This window comes from Mesorhizobium sp. M0040, from assembly GCF_040323505.1.
Classification (GTDB): Bacteria; Pseudomonadota; Alphaproteobacteria; order Rhizobiales; family Rhizobiaceae; genus Mesorhizobium.
In genome coordinates, this window is record NZ_JAMYVA010000023.1 from 57,714 (window position 1) to 77,246 (window position 19,533).

The 19,533-nt window shown below is 62.0% G+C and carries 22 protein-coding genes; 8 read left to right on the plus strand and 14 right to left on the minus strand.

Going from position 1 to position 19,533, the window contains the following annotated elements:
* Positions 1–88: 88 nt before the first annotated feature.
* Entirely contained in the window at positions 89–1,300 is a 1,212-nt protein-coding gene (locus NKJ91_RS20040; RefSeq protein ID WP_352456944.1) for a mandelate racemase/muconate lactonizing enzyme family protein, read from the minus strand.
* Positions 1,297–2,913: a GMC family oxidoreductase gene (locus tag NKJ91_RS20045; protein WP_352456945.1), complete on the minus strand. Its 1,617-nt coding sequence runs from the start codon at positions 2,911–2,913 to the stop codon at positions 1,297–1,299. The genes NKJ91_RS20040 and NKJ91_RS20045 overlap by 4 nt, the downstream gene beginning before the upstream one ends.
* Before the next feature lie 303 nt (positions 2,914–3,216).
* Here NKJ91_RS20045 and NKJ91_RS20050 point away from each other — a divergent pair, with 303 nt between their 5' ends.
* Positions 3,217–3,897, plus strand: a complete 681-nt coding sequence (locus tag NKJ91_RS20050) for a hypothetical protein (protein WP_352456946.1) — start codon at positions 3,217–3,219, stop codon at positions 3,895–3,897.
* Between the two features lie 36 nt (positions 3,898–3,933).
* Here the strand turns inward: NKJ91_RS20050 and NKJ91_RS20055 are convergent, their stop codons facing one another.
* The gene (locus NKJ91_RS20055; protein ID WP_352456947.1) at positions 3,934–4,518 is read right to left on the minus strand and encodes a GNAT family N-acetyltransferase; all 585 of its coding nucleotides are present in this window, start codon (positions 4,516–4,518) and stop codon (positions 3,934–3,936) included.
* A 106-nt stretch (positions 4,519–4,624) separates the two neighbouring features.
* Positions 4,625–5,416, minus strand: a complete 792-nt coding sequence (locus tag NKJ91_RS20060) for an alpha/beta fold hydrolase (RefSeq protein WP_352456948.1) — start codon at positions 5,414–5,416, stop codon at positions 4,625–4,627.
* A gap of 106 nt (positions 5,417–5,522) precedes the next feature.
* Between NKJ91_RS20060 and NKJ91_RS20065 the strand changes: the two genes are divergently transcribed.
* The 4 genes from NKJ91_RS20065 to NKJ91_RS20080 all read left to right on the plus strand — a co-directional run bounded on the left by NKJ91_RS20065 (position 5,523) and on the right by NKJ91_RS20080 (position 8,743).
* Positions 5,523–6,449 carry a LysR family transcriptional regulator gene (locus tag NKJ91_RS20065; RefSeq protein WP_352456949.1) on the plus strand — a complete coding sequence of 309 codons (927 nt, stop codon included), beginning with the start codon at positions 5,523–5,525 and terminating at the stop codon, positions 6,447–6,449.
* A 262-nt stretch (positions 6,450–6,711) separates the two neighbouring features.
* On the plus strand, positions 6,712–7,683 hold the full coding sequence (locus NKJ91_RS20070) for an MBL fold metallo-hydrolase (protein WP_352456950.1): 972 nt from the start codon (positions 6,712–6,714) through the stop codon (positions 7,681–7,683).
* 200 nt (positions 7,684–7,883) lie between these two features.
* Positions 7,884–8,279 (plus strand): acyl-CoA thioesterase, encoded by a 396-nt coding sequence (locus NKJ91_RS20075; protein WP_023678380.1) that lies wholly within the window; start codon positions 7,884–7,886, stop codon positions 8,277–8,279.
* A 143-nt stretch (positions 8,280–8,422) separates the two neighbouring features.
* Positions 8,423–8,743: a hypothetical protein gene (locus NKJ91_RS20080; RefSeq protein WP_352456951.1), complete on the plus strand. Its 321-nt coding sequence runs from the start codon at positions 8,423–8,425 to the stop codon at positions 8,741–8,743.
* Positions 8,744–8,792: 49 nt separating this feature from the next.
* Here the strand turns inward: NKJ91_RS20080 and NKJ91_RS20085 are convergent, their stop codons facing one another.
* Positions 8,793–9,161, minus strand: a complete 369-nt coding sequence (locus NKJ91_RS20085; protein ID WP_023678378.1) for a winged helix-turn-helix transcriptional regulator — start codon at positions 9,159–9,161, stop codon at positions 8,793–8,795.
* A 91-nt stretch (positions 9,162–9,252) separates the two neighbouring features.
* On the opposite strand from NKJ91_RS20085, the gene NKJ91_RS20090 reads away from it, so the two are divergent.
* A complete protein-coding gene (locus NKJ91_RS20090) occupies positions 9,253–9,858 on the plus strand; it encodes an NADPH-dependent FMN reductase (protein ID WP_352456952.1) in 606 nt (201 codons plus the stop codon).
* A 74-nt stretch (positions 9,859–9,932) separates the two neighbouring features.
* Here the strand turns inward: NKJ91_RS20090 and NKJ91_RS20095 are convergent, their stop codons facing one another.
* Complete coding sequence (locus NKJ91_RS20095; RefSeq protein ID WP_352456953.1) at positions 9,933–10,325, minus strand: winged helix-turn-helix transcriptional regulator; 393 nt, start codon at positions 10,323–10,325, stop codon at positions 9,933–9,935.
* Positions 10,326–10,423: 98 nt separating this feature from the next.
* Here NKJ91_RS20095 and NKJ91_RS20100 point away from each other — a divergent pair, with 98 nt between their 5' ends.
* On the plus strand, positions 10,424–11,404 hold the full coding sequence (locus tag NKJ91_RS20100) for a quinone oxidoreductase family protein (protein ID WP_352456954.1): 981 nt from the start codon (positions 10,424–10,426) through the stop codon (positions 11,402–11,404).
* 49 nt (positions 11,405–11,453) lie between these two features.
* Here NKJ91_RS20100 and NKJ91_RS20105 read toward each other — a convergent pair whose 3' ends face one another.
* The 5 genes from NKJ91_RS20105 to NKJ91_RS20125 all read right to left on the minus strand — a co-directional run bounded on the left by NKJ91_RS20105 (position 11,454) and on the right by NKJ91_RS20125 (position 14,581).
* The gene (locus NKJ91_RS20105) at positions 11,454–12,131 is read right to left on the minus strand and encodes an HAD family acid phosphatase (RefSeq protein ID WP_352456955.1); all 678 of its coding nucleotides are present in this window, start codon (positions 12,129–12,131) and stop codon (positions 11,454–11,456) included.
* 275 nt (positions 12,132–12,406) lie between these two features.
* Positions 12,407–12,841, minus strand: coding sequence for an FKBP-type peptidyl-prolyl cis-trans isomerase (locus tag NKJ91_RS20110; RefSeq protein ID WP_352456956.1), 435 nt, complete (start codon positions 12,839–12,841; stop codon positions 12,407–12,409).
* 234 nt (positions 12,842–13,075) lie between these two features.
* Positions 13,076–13,801, minus strand: a complete 726-nt coding sequence (locus NKJ91_RS20115) for an SDR family oxidoreductase (protein ID WP_352456957.1) — start codon at positions 13,799–13,801, stop codon at positions 13,076–13,078.
* Positions 13,802–13,837: 36 nt separating this feature from the next.
* Positions 13,838–14,323, minus strand: a complete 486-nt coding sequence (locus NKJ91_RS20120) for a VOC family protein (RefSeq protein WP_352456958.1) — start codon at positions 14,321–14,323, stop codon at positions 13,838–13,840.
* A 72-nt stretch (positions 14,324–14,395) separates the two neighbouring features.
* Positions 14,396–14,581 (minus strand): DUF1127 domain-containing protein, encoded by a 186-nt coding sequence (locus NKJ91_RS20125; RefSeq protein ID WP_352456959.1) that lies wholly within the window; start codon positions 14,579–14,581, stop codon positions 14,396–14,398.
* A gap of 207 nt (positions 14,582–14,788) precedes the next feature.
* On the opposite strand from NKJ91_RS20125, the gene gcvA reads away from it, so the two are divergent.
* On the plus strand, positions 14,789–15,682 hold the full coding sequence (gene gcvA, locus NKJ91_RS20130; RefSeq protein ID WP_352456973.1) for a transcriptional regulator GcvA: 894 nt from the start codon (positions 14,789–14,791) through the stop codon (positions 15,680–15,682).
* Positions 15,683–15,721: 39 nt separating this feature from the next.
* Here the strand turns inward: gcvA and NKJ91_RS20135 are convergent, their stop codons facing one another.
* The 3 genes from NKJ91_RS20135 to NKJ91_RS20145 all read right to left on the minus strand — a co-directional run bounded on the left by NKJ91_RS20135 (position 15,722) and on the right by NKJ91_RS20145 (position 19,318).
* Positions 15,722–16,504: a class I SAM-dependent methyltransferase gene (locus tag NKJ91_RS20135; protein WP_352456960.1), complete on the minus strand. Its 783-nt coding sequence runs from the start codon at positions 16,502–16,504 to the stop codon at positions 15,722–15,724.
* Between the two features lie 84 nt (positions 16,505–16,588).
* A complete protein-coding gene (locus tag NKJ91_RS20140) occupies positions 16,589–17,062 on the minus strand; it encodes a VOC family protein (RefSeq protein WP_352450557.1) in 474 nt (157 codons plus the stop codon).
* Between the two features lie 258 nt (positions 17,063–17,320).
* Positions 17,321–19,318 carry an ABC transporter ATP-binding protein/permease gene (locus tag NKJ91_RS20145; protein ID WP_352456961.1) on the minus strand — a complete coding sequence of 666 codons (1,998 nt, stop codon included), beginning with the start codon at positions 19,316–19,318 and terminating at the stop codon, positions 17,321–17,323.
* Positions 19,319–19,533 lie beyond the last annotated feature (215 nt).

Sequence of the window (19,533 nt, forward strand, 5' to 3'; positions counted from 1 at the left end):
GAGGGATTGATTCAAGTTCTTTCGGCGGTGATTCCGATCCTGCGTCCAACGCGTTGAAATCGCGTGACATTGTCGCCCGCTCGACAGGTCACGGCATCAGCGGTGTCTGCATCATCTGCAAATGCAGGTCCTTGCCGGTCCAGGGATGCGCCTCGCAGACGGCTTCGTCGAGTTCGACGCCGAGGCCTGGCTCCTTCGACGGGATGACGTTGCCGTCCTGCCATTCGATCTTCTTCTTGAGCAGCTTCGCGTGAAAACCGTCCCACTGTTTCAGCGATTCCAGAATGAGGAAGTTGGGCAGCGTTACCGCGAGCTGGATGTTGGCGGCGCCGACGATCGGACCGCAGTAGCAGTGCGGCGCGACCTGGATGTGGTAGGCTTCGGCCATGGCGGCGATCTTCTTGGTTTCGAGAATGCCGCCGGAGCGGCCAAGGTCGGGCTGAAGAATGGTCGCCGCACGGTTTTCGATGACGCGGGCAAATTCGAATTTTGTGGTCAGTCTTTCCCCTGTCGCGATGGGGATCGACGTGCCCCTTGCCACTTGAGCCATGACCTCGGGCATGTCGGGCGGCACCGGCTCCTCGAACCACAGCGGATCATAGGGCTCGATGGCGCGGGCGAGGCGCAGCGCGCCCGATGCGGTGAACTGGCCGTGCGTACCGAACAGGATGTCGGCTCTTGTGCCGACCGCCTCGCGGATCGCCTTGACCATGCGGGCGGAGAGATCGATGTCGACGAGGCGCGGCTGGTGGCCGTCGAAGGCGGTGTAGGGGCCGGCTGGGTCGAGCTTGACCGCGTTAAAACCCTGCTCGACATATTCGAGCGCGCAGGCGGCGGCCAGATCGGGGTCGTTATAGACGTTCTTGCCGCGGGCGTCCTCGGAGTGGACGCTGCCGCTGTGCGGGTAAAGGTAGGTATAGGAACGCAGCGTTTCGTGTACCTGGCCGCCAAGCAGCTTGTAGACCGGCTTGCCGGCCTCCTTGCCGATAATGTCCCAGCAGGCGATTTCGAGCGCCGAAAAGCATCCCATCCCGGACACGTCGGGGCGCTGGGTGAAGCCGGACGAATAGGCGCGGCGGAAGAAGGTCTCAATATCGTGCGGATCGCGGCCGATCAGATAGCGTTCGGCCATGTCCTCAACCATTTTCGCCGTGACATGAGCCGAGAAGGTGGCGTTGTAGGCCTCGCCATAGCCGACGACGCCGCCATCGGTGGTGAGCTTGACGAAAATGAAATACTTGCCGCCGATGCCGGGTGGCGGATTGCCGACAACCCAGGTCTTGACGTCGGTGATTTTCATTTTTGATCCTCCAATACCAGTTCGGCGCCCTTCCATCCGGTCATGATCGCGGCGGCGTTGGTGTTGCCGGTTATGTTGTCGGGAAAGATCGAGGCATCGATGACGCGCAAGGTCTGGATGCCGTGCACCTTGAGGCGCGGATCGACGACGGCGTGCGCCGCGTCCGGCCCCATGCGGCAGGTCGAGACCGGGTGATAGACGGTGCCCGAGCGCTTCCTGAAATCCTGAATGAGATCGGCGTCGGAGGTGATCGAGGGACCAGGCAAAACCTCTTCCTCGATGATCTCGGCCATTGCCGGCATCGAGGCGATCTTCCGGACGAATTTCACCGCCGCCAGCATTTCAGCGACGTCCGCCTCGGTCGAAAAGGCATTGGCGACGATTTTGGGATAATCGCGCGGATTGGCGGAGCGGATCATGATTTCGCCGCGGCTCGACGGACGGCAATTGGACAGCCCGATGGAAAAGCCCGGCCATGGATCGGGCGTCAGGATCGGGCGTTCGCCGCTCTTCGGAATGACGGTCGAAAACGCCTGGAAATAGAGCTGCATGTTGGGCCGTGCCGCGGCCGGATCGGTGCGGAAGAAGCCGCCGGCATTGTTCATCGACAGCGACAGCGGACCCGATCGCAGGAGGACATATTGCATGCCGACCAGCAGCTTGCCCCACCACGGGCGCAGGATCTGGTTGAGCGTCGGCAGCCTGCCCTTGAAAGTGTAGTTGATGCCGACATGGTCCTGCAGGTTTGCCCCGACATTTTCGTTGGCGTGAACGACAGGAATGCCCAGACCAGCAAGAAGCGCCGACGGGCCGATGCCTGAAAGCTGTAGCAATTGGGGCGAATTCACCGAACCGCCGGAGAGAATGACCTCGCGGCCGGCGCGGGCGGTCTTTGTCTCGCCATTCTGGAGATATTCGATGCCGACGGCGCGCTTGCCCTCGAACAGGATTTTTGTTGCCAGCGCGTTGATCTCGACGCGGACGTTTTTGCGCTTCATCGCCGGGTGCAGGAAGGCGCGCGCCGCCGACATGCGGCGGCCGTTCCTGGTAGTGATCTGGTAGACGCCGACGCCTTCCTGGAAGGCGCCGTTGAAATCCGGGTTGAGCGGCAGGCCGGCTTGATTGGCGGCGGCGAGATAGCGCTTGGTGAGCGGATGGACGGAGGTCGAGCAGTCGGTGATATGCAGCGGCCCGCCGACGCCGCGCCATTGGTCGGCGCCGGCCTGGTTGTCCTCCAGCGCCTTGAACGCAGGCAGCAGGTCGTCGAAGCCCCAGCCGGGATTGCCGGCATCCCGCCAGGCATCGAAATCCTCGCGCGCGCCCCTGATCCAGACCATGGCGTTGATCGAACTCGAGCCGCCGAGCAGCTTGCCGCGCGGCCAGTGGTCGACATTGCCGGCGAGACCGGGGTCCGGCTCGGCCTTGTAGTTCCAGTTGACCGCCGGGTCGAAGAAGGTCTTGCCGTAGCCGAGCGGCATCTGCACGTAGAAGCGGCGGTCGCTGCCGCCGGCTTCCAGCACCAGCACCGAGAAGCGGCCGGAAGCCGACAATCTTTCGGCCAGGACCGAGCCGGCCGAACCGGAGCCAACGATGATGAAATCATAGGTCTGCATGGTGGCTGCGGCTGGCTCCGGAATTCGGCTCTAACCTAGGCTTGGGCGCGACGCGGCGTCGCCGGGTCTTCCGGCATCCGATGTGAAAAAAGCGACTGGTGATATTCGGTTTGAATGGCCGCTTGTTGCCGTAGTTAGTTTTGCTACTGCAACAATTATACGTGTTTTTAGCAATCAATGCCGATGTGTTCGAGCAGGGATGACCGAAGGCTGCCGTTCGCGCTCGGTCATTGAATTGATCCGCACGATCAGTAATGTTCGCCGGTGACGCTCAACATTTACGATTGCCGTTGAAGAGGTTAGATGTTCTCCCGCTTGATCGAAAGATTTCGTCGGCAGCCAGACCTCGGTCGTGCGCCTCAGCGTGGTAAAGCGTTGGGCGACATTGCCGCTGGAGCATTGGAAGGCGGCTTGGCATCCGATTTTCAACGAGTAGGGGATTTGTTCTGGGTTGGCCGTCCAACAGATCACATACGCTATCTGCTGAAATTTCAGATGTTGAAAGGCATGACCTTCTCCGCCTGTTGGGGCGTCTCGATCGACTTTGTGCCACTTTTCAGAGGCGGAAGCCTCCGGTGGAAAAGGACGGCGAAGTCAGCGAATTTTGACCTTTGCATTGACCCGATAGATTCATCGGGCCGGATTCCCAACTGGTGCTCATTCTATAGTAGCGATAGCTCCTATCAGGTTGAACGCGCAGCTTTGGCGGCGCTCAATGCTGCCCAGCAGGACTGGTCCAGAATCACCGCACTAAAGGACGTTGCTGCTAGTTTCGAACGACGATCCAAGATGAAATTTCGACGTTTTTCGTTGGAAAACTATGTGCAAACAGACCTCGCCTGGGGCTTGGCCCTTGTTGCCGTTGGAGACGCGGGTCGGGGCCAGCATCACATCGATGCATTTTGTGAGCAATTTGCCGTTGCGCCGGAGACGACCATCCTCGCAAAAGCGAGAAGAGAAGCGGGCGCAATAGCGGCTGGATGACAACTTTCCACCCATAGCCGAAACTTCAAGCTGCGATCACAGGCGATGATCGGCAATCTGCTTGAAATCATAGCGCATGATCGGGCGGGCCGGCGTTCTGCGAGCGACGACCCTGAACCCGGCGCGCGCGAAGGTGGAGGCATATCCGCTGCCGGAAGCACTCGGCGATACGTCGGCCTCGAAAGGATAGGCTTCGAGTGCCGGAGCATTTGCGCGCCTTGCGACTTCCAGTGCTTCCGCAATCAGCTGGAATGTTACGCCCCGCCTGCGGTATCGTTTTCGCACGTAGAGGCAGGACAGGGACCAGACCGGCCTGTCGTCCACGCGCTTGAGCTGCCATAGCCGATCGAGCCAGGGCAGGGCATCTCGCGGTGTCACCTGACACCAGCCGACAGCCACATCGCCGTCGAAAGCAAGCAAACCCGGAGGCGGACCATGCTGGACGGCTTGCCGGAACGCTGCCTTGTTTTCCTCGCCGGGTCTCTTTCGGTAAGAACGACCGATCCGTCCGTACATACACCAACAGCGACTGCAGACGGCGCTGTCACCGAACAGGTCCTCGAGCGCCGGCCACAGATCGGGCGTTAATGGGCGAAAGCCAAGTTCCATGTCAGCCGTCATCCGCTACCTACCTTGCCCAGTCTAGCCTGAGCTACGCGTTAGTGCATCATAGGTTGCGGTCCATGCGGGGGATGTTCGAAAACGGGGTTTCACTCAGTGCTCCATCTCAGCGCAGAAAACCAAGCACGGCCTCCATGAATTCGGCGGGGTACTCGACGTTCGACAAGTGGACCGCGGGCAGGACAACCAGGTTCGCGCCGGGCACCGTCGCCGCGATTAGCTCGCTACGGCTGGCGGCTGTCACAGTGTCGTGCCGGCCGGCGATCACCAGCGTTGGCCTGGAAATCAGCGCTATGGTTCGGCGAAGGTCCGCATCGCGAACCGCCGCGAACAGACCAGCCAAGCCTTGCCGGTCGATGGCCAGCAGCATGGTGCGAAATTCTTCGATGACGGGCTCGTTGGCCGCCAGCATACGCGCAGGAAACCAGTTGCCCAGGAACATCTCGGCGGTTTCGGACATATCCGGCGCCTGCAGCACGGCGGCAATCCGCTCGTCAAACTGCTTTGCCGGTCCGAGGTAGGATGAGGTGTTGCTCAGGATCAATCGTTCGATCCGCTCGGGCGCGTGGATGCCGAGCCACTGCCCGACGAAGCCGCCCAACGACAGACCGAGGAAGTGTACGCGTTCAATGCCCAGGGCGTCGAGCAACTCGATCACGTCGCGGCCAAGCCGGTCGAGCGAATAAGCGCCGGCCGGAACGCTCGACCCTCCGTGGCCGCGAAAATCATAGCGCAGAACACGGAAATGCTTCGACAACTCGCCGACCTGCATGTCCCACATCCGCAGCGTGGTGGCGATGGAATTCGACAGCATCAGCACGGGCTTCCCGGCATCGCCGTCGATGCGGTAGGCGATGCGTGTGCCATCGCCGACGGTCACGAAATCCAGCTCATTCATGGTGAATACACCTTCCTTCTTGGAGCGTTGAATGTGGCAAAGCCTAGTAGCGGCGCGCTTTTGACGATATTACAAAGATAGGACTATCTCTGTAATAGAAGCTGACATGGCCGAATTCACCCTGCACGACCTGCAATGCTTCGATGCCGTGGTCCGCTGCGGCGGCTTTCAGCCTGCGGCGGCCATGCTGCATCGCTCGCACCCGGCGGTGTTCGCAGCCGTTGCAAAGCTGGAGCGGCAACTCGACCTCGTTCTCTTGGATCGCAGCGGCTATCGCGTGCGCCCCACCGAGGCAGGGCTGTCGTTCCATCGCAGGGCACAATCGCTGCTGCGCGAGCTCGAGGGCTTGCGGCTTCATGCTGCTCAGCTGTCAATGGGCGAAGAAAGCGAGATCCATGTGGTGATCGGCGACCTTTGCCCGCGCCCGCAGGCATTGGGCATGCTCGGACGGTTCTTCGCCCAGTGTCCGGGCACACGCCTGCATCTGCACTTCGAGGCGGTGGGCGGCCCGTGGGAGCGCCTCTTCGATGACGAAGCCGATTTGATCCTGCACTGGATCGACAAGAGCGATCCGCGGGTGGAATGGATCGATCTGTGCAAGGTGCCATTCGTTCCCGTAGTGGCGTCGGGCTTTCTACCGGAGCGCATCAAGCACCCCATCACGCCGGATCAGATGCACGCGTTCACCCAATGTGTCATACGCGACACGGCCCGCCATTCACCGCAACAAGACTACTTCATGATCGAGGGTGCGCCGCAATGCATGGTGGCCGATCAGGGTATGAAGAAGGAAATCATCCTGCAGGGCCTCGGATGGGGCCACATGCCCCGCTTCCTGATCGAGGAGGAACTGCGCGACGGACGCCTGCAATCCATGGCCGGCCGTCATCTGCCAGGCCGTACCGAGGAGTTGGTGGTGGCGCGCCGCCGCGACCGGCCGCACGGGCCGATCTCGAACCGTCTGTGGGATTATATCGAGCAAGAGGCGCCGACGTTGCGCCGAGCGCTCGAGCCCCGGCAACCTGTCCAGTAGGCGAAGCCGGGGCTCAGCGAGGCCGTTCGGAGGGCCAAACCAGCGGCCTTACCCGCTTAAGTTCACTGCTGCATAAGCTGCAGCAGTGAACTGCATCCCATCGCTATTCCCGCAGTTTGTGAGGCGGATTATTGATGTCGCGAGGAGTTGGCCATGAACCGCGCCGACCCCCGCCCAAGAGTGGTCCGAGCGGTCGGCATCCGCCCCGGCAGCGACGACGTAGTCTGGGACTAGCTTCATCTGCAATTCGAAGGACAAGACCATGAATATCGACCGTCGAACGTTCGGCATCGGCACCTTTAGTGCCAGCGCCCTGCTACTTTCCCCGATCAGCCTCTTTGGGAGCAACGCTGCGGCTATCGCCGCCCGGTCTCCGGCTTCGCTTGCGAGCGCCCACAGGTTCATGCTCGGCGACCTCGAGATCACAGCACTGAGCGACGGCTACCTCAATCTCGGCCTCGAACTCTTCCCTTCCGCAGATACGGCTGCCGCCGAAGCGCTGCTGGCAAAGGCATTCCTGCCAAAACCACTCCCGACCTCGGTCAATGCTTACCTTGTCACCAAAGGCGACAGACGGGTGCTGATCGATACCGGCACGGCATCGGCGATGGGGCCTATATTGGGACATATACCTGAGGCGCTCGCCGCCGCTGGCGTCAGGCCGGAAGAAATCGACACGGTAATCATCACCCACCTCCATCCCGACCATGCCAACGGCCTTGTCGGTATTGGAGGCAAGGCCGCCTTCCCGGCAGCGGAGGTCGTGGTTGCCGCGCCGGAATTCGCTTTCTGGCACGATGACGGGATCCGGTCCAAGGCGCCCGACCAGATGAAACCGTACTTCGAAATAGCGCGCAAATCGCTGGTGCCTTACCATGGCAAGGTCCGGAAGATCGAAGGCGAAGTCGAGATCGCGCCCGGGATCAGGGCGTTGCCTGCGCCTGGACACACGCCGGGGCATCTCGCGCTTCGAATTGGCACTGGTGACGCCAACCTGCTGCTCTTCACTGACGTAATCCACGCCTCCGCGCTGCAATTTGCGCATCCGGAATGGGCAATCGCCTTCGACGTGGACCAGCAGGCCGCAATCGCCACACGCAAGAAGGTGCTCGACATGGTGTCGGCGGATGGCCTGCTCGTCGCAGGCATGCACCTGCCCTTTCCAGGCATCGGTCATGTTATTCGCGAGGGCAACGCCTATGCCTACGTCCCGACGCCCTGGCCCGCTTTGTGAAGCACGCCTATTGGTAAGCTTTCTTACCTCGGCCATGGAATGCAATCCTGCTGGTGCGCTCGTCTAGCTCCGCACAGCATCTTTTCAACACTGTCGACCGATAGCCGAACCTCAGGCCGCGACCTGTTCAGTGGCGCGTTGACCTGTCCGTGCCATGACGATACGGGATCGGGACAATCGGCTTCGAGAGGATTGGCCAAATGGTGCATTACGCGGACGGGCGGCCGATCGGCGATCTGACGCTCAGGACGCTGGCCATGCCTTCCGACGCCAATGCGGCAGGCGACATTTTTGGCGGCTGGGTGATGGCGCAGATGGATCTTGCCTGCGGCATCCGCGCCGCCGAGCGCGCCAAGGGCCGCGTGGTGACGGCGGCGGTGAAGGAAATGTCCTTCGCCAAGCCGATGAAGATCGGCGACACGCTGTGCATCTATACGCATGTCGAACGCGTCGGCCGCACCTCGATGACGCTCAAGGTCGAGGCCTGGGCGCAGCGCTATCTCTCCGACCTGATGGAGAAGGTCACCCATGCCGACTTCGTCATGGTGGCGCTGGACGGCGAAGGCAAGCCGAAGGCGGTTCCGGCCGAAGGCTGACCCGGCCTGATTCCAGAAGACGGATTTAAACAGCCGTCTCTCCCGCGCGGGGGATGCGGACAGCGATCCCGCGTGGTCTTTGGCTAACGGGTTCCCGCATGCGCGCCTGCAGCGCGACCGACGGGATCTTGGGAGGAAAGACAATGCGTCAACACATGCTGAACGCTGCCCTGGCGGGTGCCTTTGCAGCCTTGCTCTGCCTGTCGTCCGCAAGCGCTTTGGCCGAGGTCAAAAAAGGCGATCCAGGCGCCACCTGCACGTCGGAAAACCGCACCATCAACGGGCAAGCGGCCAAGTGCGAGATCTGCTCGGCGACGAAATGCGACACCAGCGGCACGACGGTGAGCAATTGCCGCAAGGAGACGACCACGACCTGCACGATTGGCGGCAAGGTGGTCAGTCCCAACCCGAAATGGAATCGGATCGAGAAGCTGCCGAAGAGCAAGATGCAGTTACAGCAGTAGGGCTCGTCCGGAGGATCCCGACAGGTTCAAACCCTTGCAGCACAAGGGTTCAGCTGTGCATGGCGTCGAACTTCTCGCGCGCCGCCTTGACGCGCTCGGTGTTCTTGCGTGCCCATTCGCCGAGCGCATCGACCGGCACCAGCAGTTCGTAGCCAAGATCGGTCAATTCGTAGTCGACCCGCGGCGGGATGGTCGGGAACACGGTGCGCGTAACGAAGCCGTCGCGCTCGAGCCCGCGCAAGGTCGTGGTCAGCATCTTTTGCGAAATGCCGCCGACCGCGCTGCGCAACTCGTTGAAACGCAGCGGCCCGTTGCCAAGCTTGCCGACCACGAGCACCGTCCATTTGTCGCCGACGCGCTGCAGGATTTCCGAGATGGCGCGGCAGTCCTCGGTGCGGTGCGGGTGCCTTGGTAACAAAAAAGTGCCTCCTTGCACATTGAGCGGCCAGTTACTCATATAGCTCAGGTATCCAAACGATACCAGTATTCCCGTAAGGAGAGCCCCCTCTATGTCAAAACCCAAAATCGCCATCATCATTGGTTCAACCCGCGCGGCCCGCTTTGCCGACGTCCCGACCCAATGGATTGCCAAGATAGCCAAGTCGCACGCCGACATCGACGTTGAAGTCGTCGACCTGCGCGATTTCCCGCTGCCGTTCTTCGATGAGGTCGCATCCTCCGCCTGGGTGCCGTCGCAGAACGAAGTGGCGCAGCGCTGGCAAAAGAAGGTCGCCGGATTCGACGGCTTCATCTTCACCGCCGCGGAATACAATCATGGCCCGACGGCTGTGCTGAAGAACGCCATCGACTACGCCGCCAACGAGTGGAACAAGAAGCCGGCCGGCTTCGTCGGCTATGGCAGCGTCGGTGGCGCGCGCGCGGTCGAGCAGCTGAGGCTGCATGCGGTCGAGCTGCAGATGGCGCCGGTGAAGTCCGCCGTACACATCGCCTGGGCCGATTTCCTTGCCGTCAAGCAAGGCGACAAGACGCTCGATGAGTTCGAGCACCTCAACCAGGCGGCAACCGCGCTGGTCAACGACATTGCATGGTGGGCCAGGGTGCTGAAGACGGCGCGTCAGGCCGATGCCGTCGCCGAGGAAGTCAAGGCGGCCTGAGCACAGGTTCGAGCAGTCCTCCCAAGGATTAATTCTCCCAAGCATTGGGGCGGCGCATGCGCCGCCCTTTTTGTTCACACGGCATGGGCGTCCTGCGCTTGCCGTGGTCTGATGACGCAATCGGCAAGGCGGTCCATCTCATTCAGCTCGTCGGCGTGATGCTGGCCCCACTGGCAAAGTGCCAGCAGGATCGGCTCGAGGCTGAGGCCGAGCCGCGTCGCCGAATATTCGACGCGCGAAGGTATCTCGGCAAAGATCTCGCGGCGGACGAGGCCGTGCTCTTCCATTTCGCGAAGCTGCTGGATCAGCACTTTCTGGGTGATATCGGGCATCAGCGCCTGCAGCGCCGACAGCCGCCGGGGCCCGTCGAAGAGATGGTACAGGATGACCGCCTTCCAGCGGCCCGAAATCACTTTCAGCGCGCGCTCCGCCGGCAGCGTCGGCAGTCTCTTGATCAGCTTGGCCATGGTCACCTCCCGGTCAGCAGCGGACAAATCGGTGTGTAGTCGAAGCCAGGCAGATAGTGGCAAACAGCGGCCGATGCCAACAGCGATCGGTGCATGCGATGAGAGCCATTCAACTGAGCCGCTTCGGCGGGCCCGACGTTCTCGACATAGTCACGGTGCCGAAGCCTGAGCCGCAAGCCGGCGAGGTCTTGGTCCGCGTTCATGCGGCCGGGGTGAATTTCTTCGAAGTGCTGATGCGCGCGGATCGCTATGCGGTGACGCCGCAACTGCCGATGATCCCTGGCGTCGAGGCCGCCGGGATCGTGGAGGCGCTTGGGCAGGGGGTGGACGCTTCCTTGCTCGGCACGCGCGTCGCCGCGCCGTTGTTAGCCTCGAGCCGCCCGTTTGGCGGCTATGCCGAGTGTGTGACGATCGACGCAAGCCTGGCCGTGCCCTTGCCGGATTCGCTCTCGTTCGAAAACGCGACGGCATTGATGGTGCAAGGACTGACGGCATTGTATTTATCGCGGCAAAGCCCGCCGGCCGGCAGATCGGTGCTGGTCGCCGCTGCCGCGGGCGGCGTCGGTTCGTTGCTCGTCCAGCTTCCCAAGCGCGCCGGCGCGAGCCGTGTCATCGCGGCAGCCGGCAGCAAGGCCAAGCTCGACCTTACTTTGTCGCTGGGAGCCGATGCTGCCGTCGACTACAGCAACACGGATTGGCCGGTGCACGTCCGGGCAGCGACAGGTGGCGCTGGCGTCGACATCATCTACGACATTGTCGGCGGCCCGCTGACGGCGGTTGCGCTGGAGGCTCTGGCACCTCGCGGAGAGTTGGTGTTTGCAGCACTTGGCAGATACGCGCTCGGCGCCCCGAAGATGGAGGCGATGATCGGCCGCAACCAGTCGCTGAAGGGTTTTGCCCTGCTGCCGTTGCTGTCTACGGACGGGCTCCGTGACGGCCTTTTGGAGCTTTTCGATCTGGCCGCTGGTGGTCAGCTTGTGGTGACCAAAGGTGGCCGCTTCCCGCTCGACCAGGCCAGCCACGCACATCGCCTGCTGGAGGAGCGCGGCGCGACCGGCAAAGTTGTCTTGATACCTTAGTAGGTGCTCGGCAAAGAGCCGAGGATCCGGGCTTGTGCCGTTCCGGCCGTCAGCGAACCCGGTAGAACGGATTAGGCAGCAGGAACAGCTTCTCGGCATGCCCACCGAACAGGTCGGATGGCTGATCACCGACATTGGCAATTATCGTGTAGCCGGCCTTTTCGATTTCGGCCCTTATGGGTGCCTTGAAATCTGCGGCGGAGCCGTATTTGGCCCCAGGCTGGACCATGTAAAGGTGCTCGTAGCCGGCATAGCCGGCCGACTGCAGGTTCTGTTCGGTTGCCTGACGCTGGTCCTCCGGACGTCCGGTGATGAAGAACACCGCGACTTTCGCCGCTCGTGCCTGCCGGAAGACCTCCAGCACGGCGTCGATGGCCGGATCCTTCGCAAGCTGATCCCAGGCGGCCCAGCCACAGGGACCATCGATTGCGATGTCGCAGGCGCCGCCGATCGGGCGGCCGAAATTGTCACGTGTGATCACTTCCCAGTTGGCCAAAGCCGTCTCGTCGATATCGAGCACCAGTGCGGGGCGAGGCACCTCCATTGCGCGCTTGATGACCCAGTCGCCTGCCTGCTTCGCCACAGTGGCCAGGTCGCGGTCATAGTCGCCGGAATCATGATAATTGGCAGCCGCCAGCATTGCATCGCCGACATTGGCTGGCTGGGACGGGCTTGTGAGAAGGAGCGAGTCGGAACGCGCCGGCGCAGGAACATTTGTGCCGATCATCAGCACGATTGCCCCGACACGCGCAATTCTATTCCAACCAATCGCCCGCATCACGAGACTTTGCTGTCACGAGAAGTCGGCTGTCAAGCGAGGTCTTCCACAGGTCCTCGAGACTGCGACGCTGAATTGGACATTCCAGATGCCGAATGTCTCTATGGGTGGTGCAACACGATTTCCGCCGTCGCGGTCTTTCCCTCCGACAGGTGACGCACCGCCGAAACCGCCAGCAGAAGTGCGTCACCCGAAATCATAGCCACCGCGGCCTTGGCCGTGTCCTACGCCGCCTGAACGATCTCGACCAGTTCAACGTCGAACACCAGATCCCGTCCGGCCAACGGATGATTGCCGTCGAGCTTGACGCTGGTGTCGTCCACGCCGACGACTGTTACCGGCATCGGGCGCCCTTCTGAGGTTCTGACCTGCAATCGAGTGCCGATATCGACGTTGATGTTGTCTGGCACGCGGGCGCGGTCGACGGTCATGACCGCTTCGGGGCGGTGGGGGCCATAGGCGGCCTCGGCGGGAACAGTCACGGTGCTTTTCGCGCCCACCTCCATGCCCTCGACATGGGTTTCAAGACCAGGGATCACTTGTCCTTCACCCAGCGTGAATTGCAGCGGTTCGTTGCCGGAAGAATCGAATTGGGTGCCGTCTGCCAGGCGTCCATTGTAATTGATGCGCACGGTGTCGCCATTCTTGGCCTGTGTCATGATAGCCATCCTTTGAAAGTTTCGAGGGGCCGGCCAAAGCTCACGGTCCCGTCCTCGATCATCCACGCACTTAGGTGCGCAGCGCGAAACGCTAAAACTAGGGACCTGGCCGCCGATGTAAACCCCGATTGAGCGACGCCGGCATGACCCGCCGGCGTTCGTCGCCTTCGGCAGCAGTGCACCGGACTAGCGGTCATGCCGGCTCAACCCATTCAGGCGGCGTGCAAATGGCGGCTAGATCAGGTTATGGCCGCCATCGATGCGGATCGTCTCGCCGGTCGTGAAGTCGCTTTCCATGAGGTAGAGGTAGGCGGCGGCGACGTCCGCAGCGGTCGGAATTTTTCTCGATGGCAACCGGGCAGCCATGTCGGCAAAGAAGCTGGATTTGGCTTCTCCAACAATGTCCCACATCGGTGTGTCGACCCATCCGGGCGACACGACATTGACGCGCGTCGGGGCCAGTTCGAGCGCCAGGGCGCGGGCGAAGTAGCTGAATGAACCGGCAATCGCGGAGACGACCGAGCCTCCCGGCACCGGCGGCCGATCCTTATTTATTCCCGAGGTGAAGGTCATCGAGCCGCCGGCTTTCAGGGTGCGCACAGCGTGCTTGGAGAGCAAGACGGCGCCAATCAGCTTGTTATCGACGAAGCCTCGCACAGCCTCCATGTCGGTACTGCCGATAGGATCGCCGGGCGGCAGTGTTCCGGCGGTCGATACGAGGTGATCGAAGGGACCGACCTCGCCGAACAGGCGAGCGACGTCCGCTTCGTCGGTCATGTCGGCGACCACGCTTGTCACGCGGCCCGCATTGAGCGTCCGTTCGGCAGCCAGCAGTTTCTCGGGCGAGCGTCCGACGATCACGACCTTCGCTCCGCCGTTGAGAGCAGCTTCCGCGACGCCGAGACCGATGCCGGAACTACCGCCGACGACGATGACTTTCCTGTCCACGAGCGATGTCATGAGGGTTCTCCGTTCGTTGCGATTGCGGTGGGAGAGTCAGGCCTTGCCGGCGTAGGCGGCTTCGAGCTCGGCGATGATGATCTTGCGCATCCCATACATCGCCTGCCGGACGCGGTTGGCCTTTTCGCGATCCGGATCGGCACTGAGCCGCGGCAGGATTTCCGGGATGACCTGCCAGTAGACGCCGTATCTGTCGGTGAGCCAGCCGCAGGGTTGTGCCCTGCCGCCGCCGGCGGTGAGCGCCTCATAGTAGTAGTCGGTCTCGGCCTGGTCCCTGGTCTCGATGTAGAGCGAGAGCCGCTCGTTGAAGGGCGGCTGCGGCCCGGCATTGAGCGCAGTAAGGTGCAGTCCTTCGAGCTCGAAATCGAAGGTGGCATGCGGGACCGTCTTGTTGGTTCCGGACACCCAGTCGGTGTATTCGATGGTCTGGAGCGCTTTGCTGTTCTTGAAGACCGAGAGATAGAAGTCGCGGGCTTGCTCCGCATCGGTGTTGAACCAGAGGAATGGGTGGATGGTGGCCATGTCCGTTCTCCGTTAATTCCTTGCGACAGCGATCTTTTGCGAAGACCCTGTCCGCTGTTGCTTTCGTTTAGGCTAGCGGTAGTCCGACGGCCGATGGACCGAGCCGTCCCAGTCGCGGGCAAATCCGAGGTCTTCGAGCCGGCGGGTCGAGAAGCGTGCAATCTGCCGCCCGGTCCGGCGCCGGCTGCTCGAGGCGAGGATGCGGCCGGCCATGCCGGTCAGGACGTCGACGATGGGTTCAACTCGTTTGGCGTTCATGGTGCTCTCCCAGAGTGGCGGCAGTTTTGGTTTCAGCAGTTGCCCCGCGACTTTCGTCAGCGAGAGTATCAGTCACATCAAACTCGCCTTTTGCAGCGGCGGTGAATGACTGATTACGCGAGCAAACATGCCGGCTTCTGGCCTGGACGACAAACGACTTATCGGCGACAATGTGTGAGCATCACTCACACGTACAGGTATCGATCCATGCCCCGGAAGCTGCCTCCCCTCACCACCTTGCCAAGTTTCGAGGCCGCGGCGCGCCTGTTGAGTTTCTCCAAGGCGGCAGAGGAACTTCATGTCACCCACGGTGCGATCAGCCGGGCGATCAAGAATCTTGAGGATCAGCTCGGTGTGCAGCTGTTCGAGCGCGGTACGCGTTCGGTGAGCCTGACAGCCGTCGGCGAACCCTATGCGCGGGCGGTGCGCGAGGCGCTCGCCCAGTTGGCCACCGCCACCGCTGCAGCAACAGCCCGCTATTCGAGCTCGACATTGAACGTCAGCACCTCCGATGGCTTTGCGGGGAGATGGCTGGTGCCGCGCCTCTATCGCTTTCACCGTGCGCATGGCGACCTCGATGTGCGGGTTTCGACAAGCGGGAAGCTGACCAACTTCCTCGGCGACGGCATCGATGTTGCCGTCCGTTATGGCAACGGAAACTATCCGGGGCTAACGTCGGAGTTCCTCACCGGCGAGGAGGTGTTTCCAGTGTGCAGCCCAAAGCTTCTTGAGGGTGCACATCCGCTCCGCACGCCTCAGGACCTCAAACACCACACGCTGATCCGTGACAGCTTTCCGATCGACTGGGCGACCTGGCTAGCAAGCGCCGGGGTCGAGGGCGTTGACCCGCAGAGCGGGATTACCTTTGACTCTGCCACCTTTGCCATGGAGTCGGCCGCACAAGGCGAGGGGGTGGTGCTCGGCCGGACCATGCTCGTTGCGGCCGACCTTGCCGCCGGGCGGCTCGTCCGCCCCTTCGGCCACGCCCTGAAATCCCCCTCCAGCTTCTATTTCGTCTACCCGCCAGAGGCGATCCGTCAGCGCAAAGTCAAGGCTTTTCGGGATTGGCTGCTCTCAGAAGTCGCGCCGCAAATGGACTGACGGGAAGGCCGAGAGAACAGGATCGTCTACATCGCGCAGTCACCATCGGCTCGCCCGAAACGCGGTGACGATCCAGGCACGCGAGTCGAAAAGCACACCGTCCGCGGTCAAATGCGCGTCGAGCAGATCGCGCAACCGCCGCAGCGGCGCGTCGACATCCACATCTGCGCGGGCGAGCGGATCCTTGACCAGTTGCAGGCCAAGCAAAGCGTCATAGGCCACATCGACGTCCTGGCCGTAGAAGACCGGCTCATGCACTTCGGCAAAGTCGACCGAAACAAAACCGGATGCACGCAAGATCTCCGCGGTGATGGCGGGGTCGCCAAGCGAAAACGGGGTGGCGGCGCCCCCCGATATGGCGGTCCCCGGCGCAATTGCCCGCTGAATGGCAGTTGCCCACTCGTTACGGTCCTGGCATCGCCATACCATCCACACAAGACGTGCCCCTGGTCGCATCGCCCGGGCGATATTGGCGAACGCCGCCGCCGGATCGGCAAAGAACATCACTCCAAATCGACTAATGCACAGATCGAAGCCGGCAGGCGGAAATACCAGCAATTGCGCATCGCCGCGCTCAAAGGCGACGTTTCGCAATCCCTCTTTCGCGCTACACTTCCGGGCGATCTCGAGCATCTCGGCCGATACGTCCACGCCGAGCACGCTGCCTTCCACCGCGACACGGGCAGCATCACGAGAGGATTGTCCCGAACCGCATCCGATATCGAGCACGCGATCGCGCGTTCCCACCTTGACCGCAGCCCTGAAGACCTCGTTGTGCCGTCGCAGTTCGGCGTCGTAAAACGCAGCGCAGTTCAGCACCATCGCACGCCTGCCTGGAGATGATGGGCCGGCAGCATTTCCGGCCGCTCTGCCCTGATCTTTTCGCGTCGGGCCACCCCCGAACTGTCAGCCGCGCCGCGCCGCCTCGATCGCTGCAACGTCGATTTTCTTCATCTCCATCATCGCCTCGAATGCGCGCTTTGCTTCATCGCCGCCGGCGGCCATCGCTTCGGTCAGCACGCGCGGCGTGATTTGCCAGGAGATGCCCCATTTGTCCTTGCACCAGCCGCAGGCACTTTCCTGGCCGCCATTGCCGACGATGGCGTTCCAATAGCGGTCGGTCTCCTGCTGATCGTCGGTGGCGATCTGGAAGGAGAAGGCTTCGTTGTGTTTAAACGCGGGCCCGCCATTGAGGCCGAGACAGGGGATGCCGGCGACCGTGAACTCGACCGTCAGCACGTCGCCTGCCTTGCCGGACGGGTAGTCGCTGGGAGCGCGGTGGACGGATTTCACCGAACTGTCGGGAAAAATCTCGGAATAGAAGCGGGCCGCAGCCTCGGCGTCCTTGTCGTACCAAAGGCAGATCGTGTTCTTGGCGATTGTCATTGCTGGTCCCTTTGCTTTCGAAATCAATCGGGGCTTTTGAAATCAACCCGGGTTTTTCACAGCTGGCCTCGGCGTTGCACCGGACATGGAAATGCGCTCGTGCCATCGACGTTCCGGCAGCAGCAGCTGCCCGGAATCAAGGTACCACGGCTGGTGCTTTCAGGACCAGATGCGGGCAGTGACTCGAATCGGCGATGGTCCGCCTGCTCCGACCGGCGGCCTCACTCTTTGCGTAGGGCAGCGCCGCTTTGCTCAAGGTCGCGCTGGCTTTCCGTTGGCGCGCCGTTGCCTCAGAAGGCGCATGAGCAAGTTCCGTCTGTCCTTGCGCGGGACGAGTTCGATATCGCTGACAAGTTTTGCGCCGCCCTTGTGCCGCTCCAATGTGATCTTGCGGCTGTGGAAGGCCTCCAGCTCGGCGCGGTGCGCTACGCTTATGATGGTGACCTTCGGCAATTCGCGAATAATCATCTCCATCATCTTGTCCTGGCTCTTCTCGTCGAGTGCCGACGTTGCCTCGTCCAGCACGATGATATCGGGGCGGTGCAGCAGAAGACGCGCGAAGGCGAGGCGCTGCTTTTCGCCACCCGACAAGGTCTGGTCCCATGGCGCGTCCTCCTCGATCCGGTCGTTGAGGTAGTCGAGTCCCACCTTGTCGAGGGCAGCCTTGATCTTATCCAGCGTCCAGTTGTCGGCGGCGCCTGGATAGGCGACAGCGCGGCGAAGCGTCCCGGTCGGGATGTAGGGCCGTTGCGGCAACATGAACAACCGTCTGTCGGCGCGGATGTTGACGCTGCCGCTACCCCATGGCCACAGACCCGCGACGGCCCGCACCAACGTACTCTTGCCCGAGCCGGATTCGCCGGCGACGAGCACCCGCTCGCCTGGTTCGATCACGACCTCGGTTTCCTTGACCACGGCGGTGCCGTCGTCGAGCGACACGGAGAGATTGTTCAGGCTGAGCATCGCATCGCCGCCGGTCTCGCCGCGCTTTATGCGTCCCAGCGTGTTGCTCTGTTCCGCGCGCTCGAGCCCGTCGAGCGACATCATCAGCGAGGCGATGCGCCGTGCACAGGCGTTCCAATCGGCGAGACGGGGATAGTTGTCGACCAGCCATCCGAACGCGCCCTGCACGATGGCAAAGGCCGAGGCAGCCTGCATGACCTGTCCAAGTGTCATGCTGCCTTCGAGGAACTTTGGAGCGCAAAGCAAGACCGGCACGACAGGCGCAAACAGGCTCGACCCCTGAGACACCAGCGCCGTGCGCATGTGCTGGCCTGCAAGGAGCGCCCATTGCCTGAGCACATGGGCAAATGTCTTGTCCATGCCGCTGCGCTCCTCCTCCTCGCCGCCGAGCAATGCGATGCTCTCGCCGTTTTCCCGCACGCGCGTCAGCGTGTAGCGGAACTCGGCTTCCGCCTGATTTTTTCCCTCGGAGAGGTGGACGAAATGGCGGCCAATGACCGCCATCGAAGTGGACGTGATCGCGGAATAGAGCACTGCGGTGATGACCAGGAAGCCGGGAATGGTGACCGTCGAACCTGCAATCGTCAGGGTCAGGGCGCCGCCGATCGTCCACAGCACCACGATGAAGGTCGAGGCCGACAGAAATGCGACGATGACACCGGCGATGAAATCGACGGGCGATTCGGTGGCAATCCGCAAATCCTCGGCGATGCGGGCTTCGGGGTTGCTATGATCGCCGCCGACGAGGTTCAGCTGATAGTAGCGGCCGCTTGCGAGCCAGCGCGCGATGACCGCGGTGGTGAGCCAGGACCGCCAGCGGCGCTGTATCCTCATGCGAAAGAAGACTTGTGCCACCACAAGGCTGGCGCTTCCGATCACGAGTGGCAGGAATACGGCGCTCAGCCAATATACGGTGTGGGCATTGCGTTGCTCAATGGCGTCGAAAATTGCGCGATTCCAGACATTGATCCCATACTGGAAGCCGACATTGGCGACGATCAGGACCAACAGCCCGATCGTCAACGGCCAGGCGACCCTGTCGCCACTGCCGCTCCAGTAACCGCGCGCGCTGATCCAGAAGCGCTTAAGCAGGTATCTCTTGCGCGCCCGCTCGGCCTCTTCAGGTGTCAGCTCAGGATCGGGTTCGGTGACATCCGGCGGCGGCGCGGGCTCGCCGACGACCTCGGACGCGACTTCGACAGTCGACTGTTTCTCGCGGCGCGACTTCTCGGCATCGCGCGATTGGGCGCCGTCAACCGATTTCAGCTTAAATTTAGCCTCGGGCATCCGGCGATAACGGCTTAAAAATCAGAAGGTTTCATAGCGTCCGCTCGAGATCCCAGATGCCAACAACGCCAAGGCTTCTCAGCTGTTCCGGTGCTCGCAGCAGCCTATGGTCGTTCTCGATGACAGGCTTTGATCGTTGCGGGGCAGACCGCCGAGCGTCGGCTGCGGGTCAGTCTGCAACAAAGCATCACCTGCTGCGGTCTCGAGAATTCGCT